Genomic DNA, 11,319 nt, shown 5'->3' with positions numbered 1-11,319 from the left:
TCGCATGGAATCCGTTGAGAACGGCTTGGCCGAACCGGCCGGGATCGTGTCAGATGGCGGAACCGCAACGGACGTGGTCGACCGATGACGCTCGCCTTGATCAAGCGCCTTCTCGAGCCCGCCACGACGACCGTGATCGGCGGGTCTGCCGAAACGGATGAGCTGGCGAGGCAAATCCGTGCCGGGGGATATCGCGGCAATCTGGTCGTGCTCGCGGGGGTGGACGAGCTGCCATCGATGCCCCCGACCGATCTCGTCATCGCCTCCAGCGAGGCTGCGGAGAGGACCTTGGCCGCGGCGACACAACGCGGATGCGCTGGTTTGCTTGTACCAGACGGGGAGGCTGCCGACCGCGCCCGCCTGCGCGTGGCCGCCCGCGCGGCCGGCATGAGACTGGTCGGGCCGTCATCTCTCGGCATCGCCGCGCCCCGCCTCGGCCTCAACGCGACCGCGGTGCCCGTACAGCTTTCCGCGGGAACGCTCGCGCTGGTCGCGCAGTCCAACTCCGTGGCTGCGGGCATCCTGGCCTGGGCCGCGCGGCGCGAGATCGGCCTGTCCGGAGCCGTGGTGGTGGGCGAGGGGGCCGATGTCGATATCGCCGACTGCCTCGATCATTTCGCGGCGGATCCGGTGACGCGCACCATCCTGCTGGCCATCGACGACGTCACCGATGCCGGGCGCTTCCTGTCCTCGGCGCGGGCTGCCGCGCGAATCAAGCCCGTGCTCGTGCTGCGACCGCCGCGCCTGGAGGTTGCGTCGTCTGCCCTGACCCATGCCGGGTTGATCGTCACGAGCGATGGCGCGCATGACGCGGCCTTTCATCGGGCCGGACTGCTGCGTGTGAACGATCTCGACGAGCTCTTCGCGGCGGCGGAGACGCTCGGGCGTACGCGTGCGGCCGCTGCCGGCCGGCTCGCCATCGTGAGCAACGGCGAAGGACTTGCAGCCCTCGCCGCCGGCCGATTCCGTCAGGCCGGAGGCGCGCAGCTACCGCGCGCGGAGCCCGAGATCGTCCGCAGCGCGCAGGATTATCACGACGCGGTCTCTCGCCTGCTGGCGGAAGAGACGGTCGATGCGGTGCTCGCGCTCAACGCGCCGGTTGCTCCCGCCGATCCGCTGGATTGCGCCCGCGCGGTCGCCAGCGCTCGCGGCACCTCTCGGACCAAACCCGTCCTCGCGGCATGGATCGGCGCGGGCGAAAGCGCTGCAGCGATCTTCGCCGCAGCCGGGATTCCCTCATTCTCCACGGAACAGGAAGCAGTGGTGGGGTTCCAGCATCTCACCCGCCACGCCCGGCTGATCAAGGAGCTGATGGCGACTCCGCCATCGATCGACGAACAATATCTGCCCGATGTCGCCGCCGCGGAGGCGATCATCGAGCGGGCGCTCGGAGAACATCGGAGCTGGCTCGAACCGGACGAGGTCGCGCGGCTGCTCACGCTGTTCCGGATTCCCATGCTCGATCTCGTCATTGCTCCGGATGTCGAGGCGGCCGTCGCGGCGGCAGAGGTGCAATTCGGTGCAGGGCGGACGGTCGCTCTCAAGATCGTCTCTCCCGACATTCCGCATAAATCCGATATCGGCGGCGTCGAACTGGACCTGGCCAATGTCGGCGCGGTCCGTGCGGCCGCAGAGAATATGACAGAGCGTCTCCGCCGGCTGCGACCGGAGGCTGACTTGGCCGGCTTCATGGTGCAGCCGATGGCCCATCGCGCCAAGGCACGGGAGCTGATCGCCGGCTTCGCCACGGATGCCTGCTTCGGGCCGGTGATCGTCTTCGGCCGTGGCGGCACGGCGGCCGAGCTGATCGCCGATACGCATGTCGCGCTGCCGCCGCTTGATCTCGCTTCGGCCGAGAGCCTGATCTCGCGCACGCGGGTTTCGCGCATCCTGGCGGCCTATCGCGACGTGCCTGCCGCTGACCGGCGGGCGGTCGCCACCGTGCTGGTCGCGCTGGGGCAGATGGCGTCCGAGCTGCCGCAGATTCGGGAGCTCGATCTCAACCCGGTGCTTGCCGATGCGAACGGCGCCATCGCGGTCGATGCCCGCATCGCGCTCGAACCAGACCCCACACGCCGCCGCCGCCCGGCGATCCGTCCGTATCCTGCCGCCTGGACAAGGCGGCTGATGCTGGGTGACCGCAGCTTTTCGGTGCGCCCGATCAAGCCGGAGGACGAACTCCTGATCGGCGCGATGCTGAACCGGGTCACCCCGGAGGACCTGAGGCTACGGTTCTTCGCGCCGCTGAAATCCTTCAGCCACACGTTCCTGGCGCGCCTGACCCAGCTCGACTATGCGCGGGAAATGGCGTTCCTCGCCATCGAGGACGAGAACGGCGAGGCGGCCGGCGCGGTCCGGCTGCATGCCGACCCCGGTCATGTCGAGGCCGAATACGCGATCCTGCTTCGCTCGGACCTGAAAGGCATGGGCCTCGGCCGCGCATTGATGCTGTTGATGATCGACTGGGCCAGAGCCGAAGGCATCCGGCGCGTTCATAGCCAGGTGCTGGCGGAGAACGGGCCGATGCTGACGCTCTGCCAGAGCCTCGGCTTCGAGATCGCCTTCGACCCGGATGACATATCGGTCAAGCGCGTCACCCTGCGCCTGGATACGCCCGGTCGTTCCGATGGGTGAAAGCCTGTCAGCCTGAGCCTATCGCTTCGCCCCTCCTCGGGAGGAGGGGCCGAGTTCCGGACATCAGAAGCGATAGTTGAGGCCCGCCTTGAGCACATGGCCGCCATTGGAGCCTTCCGAACGGCCGAAGGGCAGGATCGCCTTGACCCCGTTCGAGCTGACGTAGTTGTACTCGGCCTTTGCCGAAAGACCGCCCGCAAAGGCCTGCTCGAGACCGGCGCCGACGAGATAGCCGCCTTTCCACCCGTCCGAGACGCCGGAGCCGCTCGGCGCTTCGAACTCCGTCATGGCATAGCCGGCCGTGGCGTAGAGCAAGGTTCGATCGAAGCTGAGACCGAGCCGCCCCTTGCCGGCAATGCGCCAGTTCTGCTCGACGCGGGCTCCGTCGATGAGCCGCTCGGAGCCGCCCATGTACGAGCCCTCGACCTCGACGCCCGCGACGGCCGGACCGAACTGCATGTTGTAGCCGCCCTGAAGACCGCCGACGAAGCCGTTGCGGTCGGACGAGAAGCTGAAGCTCTTGCCGAAGGCGAGGCCGCCATGGGCGCCGAGATAGAAGCCCTGCCAGCGATAGGCGGGTTGCTCATAGTATTCCGCGGGCGGGTTTTGATAACGGCCGCGAAAATCGGCGGCGCTGGCCGTCAGCGGCAACAGGCCGCCGACCATGGCGAAGGCAAACAGGGAACGAAACATCGAACTCTCCATGACGATCCCGGCGCGTGGAGGAGATATGTTTACGCGCCGTCGATGCATTCATGGTCGAGCCGCTGCATTGCAGCTAAATTGGACGCCCTGAGTATTTACATGATTATTGTGAATTTATTTTAGATAAAATGCCGTTCTTGTTAGTATTTATTTAGTCTTTTGTTTTGTCGTGTCGACGAGAGGCAGTGTCAACCTGAAGCATGCTCCACCGAGCGGGCTTTCGACGACCGAAACCTGGCCTGCATGCCGATGCACGATCTCGCGGACGAGGTTGAGTCCCAGCCCGGCGCCATGGTCGCGTGGCTGCAGGCGGTGAAACGGTTCAAAGATCGCGTCGCGTTCAGCTTCCGGAACGCCTGGCCCCTCGTCCATGACTTCGACGGTGCCGGCGGCTTCGACATTCACGAGGATCCGGCCGCGACCGCCGCCATGCTCGATCGAATTCTGGATCAGGTTGGTGACGACGCGCTCGAGAGAGCCTGAATCGCCTTCGACGACAACGGGGGCATCGGCCCCTTCGAGGGAGAGTTCGTAGCCGCCGGCGATCGCCAGCGGGGCGAGGTCGGCGACGACGGTTCGGCACAAGGCCACGAGATCGAGATGGCGAAAGCGCGTCTCGTCATGGCTGAGGCGCTGCATGTCCAGCAACTGTTCGGCAAGGCCGGCGATCCGGGCCGTATCCGTCTGCAATCTCGTCCTGAGCGCGTCCGGGGGCATCGAGTCCAGCCGGGTCTGCAGAATGGCGATCGGGGTCCTCAGTTCGTGGGCGGCATCGAGGATGAAGCGGCGCTGGCGCTCGTAGCCTTCGTCGAGCCGCTGCAATGCGCCATTGATCGCGCTGACCAGAGGGTGGATTTCCGTCGGCACGTCGGCCCTGGGCAGACGATAGCCACGCCGGTCGACATCGATGAACTCGGCCGCCTTCGCAACCACGGCGACGCGGGAGAAAGCGCGGCTGACGATCCAGGGGATGACGATGACCGTCACGATCACGAGGAGGATGAGGATCGGGATCATCAGCAGATTCGACAGGAGCAGGACGGCGAAAGTCATGCTGAAGACAGGGCCTTGCCGAGCACCGTGAAGTCGCCGGCCGGTCCCGAGGCGCGCCGCGCCACGGCGAGATAGGTGAAGGGCGGCTGGCTGTCGCGAATGTCGACGAAGTAGATGCTGTCGAGGTGGCGCGCCATCGTCCGGTAGATCGCCGGGACTTCTCCGGTCTCGACGATTTCCCCACGGCTGCTGCGTGCCACGAACCAGAACTCCGGCGCCGTGCGGCGCAGCTCGACCATTTCGCCGGTTTCCTGCAGGCGCAGGGTGCCGTCCGGTTCACGCACGATCGCCCGGGCTGCCGCCTCGGCGAATTGGGGATTGATCAGGAACACGCCTTCGCCGACCTGCAGGATGTAGGCGACGAAGGCGGTGCCGAAGGCGAACAGCACGGCGATCTGGAACAGCAGGAGCTGGACGATCAGCCTGCGGCGCAGCGAGCGCGGCCAGCCCAGTTTCATGCGCAGGGTCGCAGCAGATATCCGACGCCGCGGATGCCATGGATCTCGACGCCGGCTTCCGCGTCGGCGAGCTTTTTGCGCAGGCGAGAGATGTGCGAATCCAAGGCGTTGGAGGCGATTTCGTCGTCGTAGCTGTAGACGGCGTCCTCAAGCGCGCTGCGCAGCACCGTACGCCCCTGGCGGCGCACCAGCGCCTCGAGCGCGAGCAATTCCCGGCGCCGCAGATCGAGCGGCGCCTCGCCGATCCGTGCTTCGCGCCCGTCGAGATCGAAGACGAGCCGGCCGATCCGGATATGCATGGGCTGGCGTTGCGCCGGCCGCCTGGGCACCGCACGGATACGGGCGAGCAGTTCCTCCACGGCGAATGGCTTGGCGATGTAGTCGTCCGCGCCGTGATCGAGCCCGTCGACACGTTCCGGCAGGGAGCCACGCGCTGTCAGGACGATGACCGGCACGTTGCTGGCGCGCGCTCTCACATGCCGGATGAGGCCGATGCCATCGCCATCCGGGAGCTGGCGGTCGAGTATCACGACGTCATAAACCCGGTCGTCGACCGCCGCCATGGCGAGACCCAACGTCGCGACATGGTCGATCACGGCGTCATGCCGTTGGAGCGCAGCCGTCAAGGCGGCCGCCAACTCCGGTTCGTCTTCCACCAGCAGCAGGCGCATCAGGTACCCATAAACCGAAACGATCTCGTCTCGACAATCTCTCCCTTAGCTTGTGCGAACATTACGGCGGGAAAGATATGAGGCCCGGCGTCATCGCGGACGCTGGGGTTGGCTAAGAGAGGATGATGCCGAGAGAGGCTTTACCTCGGRCATTTTTGCTTGCTGAAAGCGCCTTGCTCCGCAAAGGTAATCGGAGTCTTGAGCCGTTTCATTGGAGAATGGATGACGATGATCCGGGGTGTGGCGCTGCTGGCGGATGTTTCGGCCATCGCATCGGCGGCACTGCCGAAGCTCCCGGTAGAGGCGCAATGACCGAGAGCCCCGCTAGCACCGTTCCTCCCGGACGGCCGATCGCCGGGATGACGCCCAGCCTCATCGGCTTCGGCGGTGCGCCGCTTGGCGATCTCTATGCCCATCTTGACGAGGCCACGGCACAGGCGACGGTCGCTGCCGCGCTCGCGGCGGGTATCAATCTCGTCGACACCTCGCCGCTCTACGGGCACGGCCTGTCTGAACACCGCATCGGCGCGGCGCTGCGCACGGTTCCGCGCGAGAGCGTCATCCTCTCGACCAAGGTCGGGCGCTGGATGCAGCCCGGCGGGCCGAAGCATGACGGTTCGGGCTATCGCGGCGGCCTGCCGCATCCGACCGTGATCGACTATTCCTATGATGGTGCGATGCGCTCGCTGGAGCAGTCGCTCCTGCGTCTCGGCACCGACCATGTCGACATCCTGCTGATCCACGACGTCGATGTCTGGACGCATGGCGACATGATGGAGCAGCGCTTCGCCGAGACGATGGAGGGCGCCTACAAGGCGCTGGAAAAGCTGCGCGCGACAGGCGCGGTCAAGGCCATCGGAGTCGGCGTCAACGAAGCCGAGATGTGCGAGCGTTTCGCCCGCGCCGGGGATTTCGACGTGATGATGCTGGCAGGGCGCTACACGCTGCTGGAGCAGGGCGCGCTCGATGGCTTCCTGCCGCTGGCTCTGGAAAAGAAGATCGCCGTGATGCTGGCCGGCGTCTTCAATTCGGGCATCCTCGCCACCGGTGCCCGCGAAGGAGCGTATTACAACTATCAGCCGGCGCCGCCCGCGATCCTCGCCAGGGTCTCCCGGATCGAGGCGGTCTGTGCCGCGCATGGTGTGGCGCTGCCGCAAGCGGCTCTCGCCTTCGTCGCTGCCCATCCGGCCGTCGCCAGCATCGTGCTCGGCGCCGTGACGCCGGCCGAGATCGCGCGCAATCTCGATCTGGTCGCCATGCCGGTGCCGGCCGGCCTGTGGAGCGACCTCCAGGCCGAAGGGCTGGTCCCCGGCCATGCGCCTCTGCCGATATGACCGGAGTGGAGCGCTGAAGCGCGCCGTCGCTCGCTACCAGGGCCGGCGCGGGCCGGTGTCGATGTGGATCAGCCCGTTCCAGTAGACATGGTGCCCACCGACCTCCGGCAGGTTGCGGGCCCATTCCAGCACGACGCGCGGCCGCACGCCCGGGACGCGGAAGTCCATGGCCTGGCAGCCCTTGTGATAGGAGCCGCGTCTCGCCCGCCAGGGCGGCCGCCAGGTCGAGGTCACCTTCACCGCGCCGTAGCGGTCGACGATCTTCACGAGGATCTGCTTCAGCGGGGCGGGCAGGCAGGCGATCGAGGTGCCCGGATCGGTCGAGACACCCGGCCGCTCGGGCTTCTCGTTCGGGTCGAAATCGGGCTCGGCGCCGGCCTTCTGTCCAGGCGTGAGCTTCGGCCATTCCACGCCCTCGTCGTCGTCCGGCTCGCCGGGCGCGGGCAGGGTGCCTTCGGCGGGCGGTGTTGCCGATGCGGGGGTGGCGCCCGGCGTCTCTGTCGACGGCGCGGCAGGCGGGGTGTCCTGAGCCGCGCTGCGAGTCGGGGGGGCCGTCGTGGTGGGCGCTGCCGAGGGCACGACGATATCCGGCAGCTTCGGCGTGCCTTCCAGATCGAGATCGAAGGGGCGCTGCGGCGGCAGCGGCGCGCGCACGCGCTCGCCCTCTTGGGCAATGGCCGTCGTCGTGGAGAGCAGGACGAAGAGCGCCGGGGCGAGACGGGCGCGCAGGCAGGCAGGGTTCATTATGCCGCCGGTGCCTGTGGGAGTTCAGGTTCGGGGGCGGGCGGAAAAGGTCGAAACATCGAAGGCCTTTCGGAAGGCAACACCCGCCGGGCCGCAACGATTCGGCACGGTGAACGGATTGATGCCATCCTCGCGGAGCTGCAAATACGCGTTTCGAGCCGATTTTCGCCCCGGATATCCGAAGCGCTGCCCGAGCGCCTGCGAATTCTGCCCCATTCTGCGCTGCATTCAACCCACTCGCGCAATTGTGCGGCGCGGCGGAGTCTTGCTTCATTCTAATCGAGGGTCTAAGCGACTGGGACAGCGCGTCGCCCCGCGGCCGTCTGAAGTGAGTCCGACCATGCAAGCTGTTCCGGTGCCATCCATCCTGAGTGACTACCTGCCGCTGGTGCTGTTCATCGGCGTCTCGGCGGTCATCGGCCTGGCCCTGCTGATCGCCCCATTCGCGATCGCCTATTCGAAGCCGGACGCGGAAAAGCTCTCGGCCTACGAATGCGGCTTCAACGCCTTCGACGATGCGCGCATGAAGTTCGACGTCCGGTTCTATCTGGTCGCGATTTTGTTCATCATCTTCGATCTGGAAGTCGCTTTCCTGTTCCCTTGGGCCGTCGCCTTCGGCACCCTCGGCTGGTATGGTTTCTGGTCGATGATGGTGTTCCTCGGCGTTCTGACCGTGGGCTTCGTCTACGAGTGGCGCAAGGGCGCGCTGGAGTGGGACTGACTGTCCGGTCGCGAGGCGGCGTTCCGCTTCCTATCTGACAGGCTGAAGGTCACGAGGATTTAGTTCATGGCAATCACAGCGATCGATCGCGGCGACCCGCTCGTCGCGCCGGCACCGAGGGGGCTGCTCGGCCCCGACGGCAAGCCCATGGGCACGCGTGACCCGTTCTTCGTCGAGATCAACAACGAGCTTGCCGACAAGGGCTTCCTCGTCACCGCGACCGACGATCTGATCAACTGGGCCCGCACCGGCTCGCTGATGTGGATGACGTTCGGCCTGGCATGCTGCGCCGTCGAGATGATGCAGCTCTCGATGCCGCGCTACGACGTCGAGCGCTTCGGCTTCGCGCCGCGTGCCTCTCCGCGCCAGTCCGACGTGATGATCGTGGCGGGCACGCTGACCAACAAGATGGCTCCGGCCCTGCGCAAGGTCTACGACCAGATGCCGGAGCCGCGCTACGTCATCTCGATGGGCTCCTGCGCCAATGGCGGCGGCTACTATCACTACAGCTATTCGGTGGTTCGCGGTTGCGACCGCATCGTCCCGATCGACATCTATGTCCCGGGCTGCCCGCCGACGGCCGAGGCGCTGCTCTACGGCGTGCTGCTGCTGCAGAAGAAGATCCGGCGCACCGGCACGATCGAGCGCTGAGCGCTGTTTCGGTCGATGCCGCAGGCGATGAAGGTGAGACGATGAGCGAAGCGCTCGTACAACTCGGCGAAGAGATCAAGGCCGCGCTGCCCGGCGCGGTGACGGAGGCGGTCGTCGCCTTCGAGGAGCTGACGATCCATGCCGAAGCAGCCTCGATCGTCGAGGTACTGCGGACGCTCTACAGCGATCCGCGCTTCCGCTTCGTGAACTTCACCGACATCGCTGGCGCCGACTATCCCGGCCGCGAGAAGCGCTTCGACGTCGTCTACCATATGCTGGCGCCGCACCATAACCGCCGCATCCGCGTCAAGGTCCAGACCGACGAGGCGACGCCCGTTCCCTCCGTGATCGACGTCTTCCCGGCGGCGAACTGGTTCGAGCGCGAGGCCTACGACTTCTACGGCATCCTGTTCTCCGGCCATCCCGACCTGCGCCGCATCCTCACGGACTACGGCTTCGAGGGCTATCCGCTGCGCAAGGACTTCCCGCTGACCGGCTTCGTCGAGGTTCGCTACGACGACGAGCAGAAGCGCGTCGTCTACGAGCCGGTGAAGCTCAACCAGGAATTCCGCAACTTCGATTTCCTCTCGCCCTGGGAAGGCACGGATTACGTGCTGCCGGGCGACGAGAAGGCGAAGGGCGCGTAATGGCGGCTGGCGCGGAAAAACTGTCCGGTGGTTGTCTCTGCGGCTCCGTTCGCTTCACGGCTGTCGCCGCGAAGGCGGAGATGGACGTGTGTCATTGCGGCATGTGCCGGCGCTGGAGCGGCGGCGTGCTGATGACGGTGCCGTGCACGGATGTCGCGGTCGCGGACGAGGCGCATCTCGGCGTCTATCACTCCTCGGAGTGGGGCGAGCGCGTCTTCTGCCGCAATTGCGGCACCAGCCTGTTCTGGCGGCAGCGTTCCGGAGAGGGGCATGTCGCGGTGGCGTTCCCGAGCCTCGACAATGCCCCCGGCCTCGCCTTTGCCGAGGAAATCTTCATCGACGAAAAGCCTGAACTCTATGCCTTCGCCGGCGAGCGGCGACGCAAGACAGGCGAGCAGGTGGTCGCAGAGTTCTTCGCTGCGCAGGAAGGCCGGCAATGACCGAGCACAACATCCGCAACTTCTCGATCAACTTCGGCCCGCAGCATCCGGCGGCGCACGGCGTCCTGCGCCTCGTGCTGGAGCTCGACGGCGAGGTGGTCGAGCGCGTCGATCCGCATATCGGCCTGCTGCATCGCGGCACTGAGAAGCTGATCGAGGCCAAGACCTATCTGCAGGCCGTGCCCTATTTCGACCGGCTCGACTATGTCGCGCCGATGAACCAGGAGCACGCTTATGCGCTCGCGGTCGAGCGCCTCGTCGGCGTGACCGTGCCGCGCCGCGGCCAGCTCATCCGCGTGCTCTATTCCGAGATCGGCCGCATCCTCTCTCATCTGCTCAACGTCACCACGCAGGCGATGGACGTCGGCGCGCTCACGCCTCCGCTCTGGGGCTTCGAAGAGCGCGAAAAGCTGATGATCTTCTACGAGCGCGCCTCGGGTTCGCGCATGCATGCGGCCTATGTCCGGCCCGGCGGCGTCCATCAGGACCTGCCGGTTTCGCTGATCCACGACATCGCCGAATGGTGCGACCCGTTCCTCAAGGTCTGCGACGATCTCGAGACGCTGCTGACCGACAACCGCATCTTCAAGCAGCGCAATGTCGATATCGGCGTGGTCGATCTCGAGACCTGCTGGAAATGGGGCTTCTCGGGCGTGATGGTGCGCGGCTCCGGCGCGGCGTGGGACCTGCGCAAGTCGCAGCCCTACGAGTGCTACGAGGAGATGGAATTCGACATTCCGATCGGCAAGAACGGCGACTGCTACGACCGCTACCACATCCGCATGGAGGAGATGCGCCAGTCCGTGCGCATCATGAAGCAGTGCTGCGACAAGCTGCTGGCTGCCGATGGCGGCGGGCCGGTCTCATCGCTCGACGGCAAGATGGTGCCGCCCAAGCGCGGCGAGATGAAGCGCTCGATGGAAGCGCTGATCCATCACTTCAAGCTCTACACCGAGGGCTACAAGGTGCCGGAAGGCGAGGTCTATGCCGCCGTCGAGGCGCCGAAGGGCGAATTCGGCGTCTATCTGGTCTCCGACGGCACCAACAAGCCCTATCGCTGCAAGATCAAGGCGCCGGGCTTCGCCCATCTCCAGGCCATGGATTTCATGTGCCGCAAGCACATGCTCGCCGACGTCTCCGCGATCCTCGGCTCGCTGGACATCGTGTTCGGGGAGGTCGATCGGTGAGCCGTCCCTCAGCCGTCTCTTGCAGAATCGTCGCCATCTGCCAGCGAGTCAGAGATGCTCGGGTCAAGCCCGAG

Annotated in this window: 12 protein-coding genes; 7 read left to right on the top strand and 5 right to left on the bottom strand. The window is 66.1% G+C overall.

Annotated elements, in window-relative coordinates; translation table 11 throughout:
- The first annotated feature begins 84 nt into the window (after window positions 1-84).
- On the top strand, window positions 85-2,634 hold the full coding sequence (locus tag AC1DVA_RS08930) for a bifunctional acetate--CoA ligase family protein/GNAT family N-acetyltransferase (RefSeq protein ID WP_476805645.1): 2,550 nt from the start codon (window positions 85-87) through the stop codon (window positions 2,632-2,634).
- Between the two features lie 63 nt (window positions 2,635-2,697).
- On the opposite strand, the gene AC1DVA_RS08925 is transcribed toward AC1DVA_RS08930, so the two are convergent.
- From AC1DVA_RS08925 to AC1DVA_RS08910, 4 genes are all read right to left on the bottom strand, one after another.
- A complete protein-coding gene (locus AC1DVA_RS08925) occupies window positions 2,698-3,327 on the bottom strand; it encodes an outer membrane protein (RefSeq protein WP_476805644.1) in 630 nt (209 codons plus the stop codon).
- 159 nt (window positions 3,328-3,486) lie between these two features.
- A complete protein-coding gene (locus AC1DVA_RS08920) occupies window positions 3,487-4,392 on the bottom strand; it encodes a sensor histidine kinase (RefSeq protein ID WP_476805643.1) in 906 nt (301 codons plus the stop codon).
- Window positions 4,389-4,850, bottom strand: coding sequence for a hypothetical protein (locus AC1DVA_RS08915; RefSeq protein ID WP_476805642.1), 462 nt, complete (start codon window positions 4,848-4,850; stop codon window positions 4,389-4,391). Before AC1DVA_RS08915 ends, AC1DVA_RS08920 begins: the two co-directional genes overlap by 4 nt.
- Entirely contained in the window at window positions 4,847-5,521 is a 675-nt protein-coding gene (locus AC1DVA_RS08910; protein ID WP_476805641.1) for a response regulator transcription factor, read from the bottom strand. The genes AC1DVA_RS08915 and AC1DVA_RS08910 overlap by 4 nt, the downstream gene beginning before the upstream one ends.
- Window positions 5,522-5,880: 359 nt before the next feature.
- Here AC1DVA_RS08910 and AC1DVA_RS08905 point away from each other — a divergent pair, with 359 nt between their 5' ends.
- Entirely contained in the window at window positions 5,881-6,855 is a 975-nt protein-coding gene (locus AC1DVA_RS08905) for an aldo/keto reductase (RefSeq protein ID WP_476805640.1), read from the top strand.
- A gap of 33 nt (window positions 6,856-6,888) precedes the next feature.
- Here AC1DVA_RS08905 and AC1DVA_RS08900 read toward each other — a convergent pair whose 3' ends face one another.
- Window positions 6,889-7,599 carry a YcbK family protein gene (locus AC1DVA_RS08900; RefSeq protein WP_476805639.1) on the bottom strand — a complete coding sequence of 237 codons (711 nt, stop codon included), beginning with the start codon at window positions 7,597-7,599 and terminating at the stop codon, window positions 6,889-6,891.
- A 340-nt stretch (window positions 7,600-7,939) separates the two neighbouring features.
- On the opposite strand from AC1DVA_RS08900, the gene AC1DVA_RS08895 reads away from it, so the two are divergent.
- The 5 genes from AC1DVA_RS08895 (at window position 7,940) to AC1DVA_RS08875 (ending at window position 11,245) form a co-directional block, all read left to right on the top strand.
- Window positions 7,940-8,320: an NADH-quinone oxidoreductase subunit A gene (locus AC1DVA_RS08895; RefSeq protein WP_442864984.1), complete on the top strand. Its 381-nt coding sequence runs from the start codon at window positions 7,940-7,942 to the stop codon at window positions 8,318-8,320.
- 66 nt (window positions 8,321-8,386) lie between these two features.
- Complete coding sequence (locus AC1DVA_RS08890) at window positions 8,387-8,971, top strand: NuoB/complex I 20 kDa subunit family protein (protein WP_265053621.1); 585 nt, start codon at window positions 8,387-8,389, stop codon at window positions 8,969-8,971.
- 41 nt (window positions 8,972-9,012) lie between these two features.
- A complete protein-coding gene (locus AC1DVA_RS08885; protein ID WP_476805638.1) occupies window positions 9,013-9,618 on the top strand; it encodes an NADH-quinone oxidoreductase subunit C in 606 nt (201 codons plus the stop codon).
- The gene (locus AC1DVA_RS08880; RefSeq protein WP_476805637.1) at window positions 9,618-10,058 is read left to right on the top strand and encodes a GFA family protein; all 441 of its coding nucleotides are present in this window, start codon (window positions 9,618-9,620) and stop codon (window positions 10,056-10,058) included. Before AC1DVA_RS08885 ends, AC1DVA_RS08880 begins: the two co-directional genes overlap by 1 nt.
- Window positions 10,055-11,245, top strand: a complete 1,191-nt coding sequence (locus tag AC1DVA_RS08875) for an NADH-quinone oxidoreductase subunit D (RefSeq protein WP_265053618.1) — start codon at window positions 10,055-10,057, stop codon at window positions 11,243-11,245. The genes AC1DVA_RS08880 and AC1DVA_RS08875 overlap by 4 nt, the downstream gene beginning before the upstream one ends.
- The last annotated feature ends 74 nt before the right edge of the window (window positions 11,246-11,319 follow it).

This window comes from Allobosea sp. P4_C6 (assembly GCF_056402015.1).
This window is presented reverse-complemented; position numbering and strand designations above follow the sequence as displayed.

Coding starts and splice junctions, on each gene's coding strand:
- AC1DVA_RS08930 (WP_476805645.1), top strand. CDS start 85: ATGACGCTCGCCTTGATCAAGCGCCTTCTCGAGCCCGCCACGACGACC.
- AC1DVA_RS08925 (WP_476805644.1), bottom strand. CDS start 3,327: ATGTTTCGTTCCCTGTTTGCCTTCGCCATGGTCGGCGGCCTGTTGCCG.
- AC1DVA_RS08920 (WP_476805643.1), bottom strand. CDS start 4,392: ATGACTTTCGCCGTCCTGCTCCTGTCGAATCTGCTGATGATCCCGATC.
- AC1DVA_RS08915 (WP_476805642.1), bottom strand. CDS start 4,850: ATGAAACTGGGCTGGCCGCGCTCGCTGCGCCGCAGGCTGATCGTCCAG.
- AC1DVA_RS08910 (WP_476805641.1), bottom strand. CDS start 5,521: ATGCGCCTGCTGCTGGTGGAAGACGAACCGGAGTTGGCGGCCGCCTTG.
- AC1DVA_RS08905 (WP_476805640.1), top strand. CDS start 5,881: ATGACGCCCAGCCTCATCGGCTTCGGCGGTGCGCCGCTTGGCGATCTC.
- AC1DVA_RS08900 (WP_476805639.1), bottom strand. CDS start 7,599: ATGAACCCTGCCTGCCTGCGCGCCCGTCTCGCCCCGGCGCTCTTCGTC.
- AC1DVA_RS08895 (WP_442864984.1), top strand. CDS start 7,940: ATGCAAGCTGTTCCGGTGCCATCCATCCTGAGTGACTACCTGCCGCTG.
- AC1DVA_RS08890 (WP_265053621.1), top strand. CDS start 8,387: ATGGCAATCACAGCGATCGATCGCGGCGACCCGCTCGTCGCGCCGGCA.
- AC1DVA_RS08885 (WP_476805638.1), top strand. CDS start 9,013: ATGAGCGAAGCGCTCGTACAACTCGGCGAAGAGATCAAGGCCGCGCTG.
- AC1DVA_RS08880 (WP_476805637.1), top strand. CDS start 9,618: ATGGCGGCTGGCGCGGAAAAACTGTCCGGTGGTTGTCTCTGCGGCTCC.
- AC1DVA_RS08875 (WP_265053618.1), top strand. CDS start 10,055: ATGACCGAGCACAACATCCGCAACTTCTCGATCAACTTCGGCCCGCAG.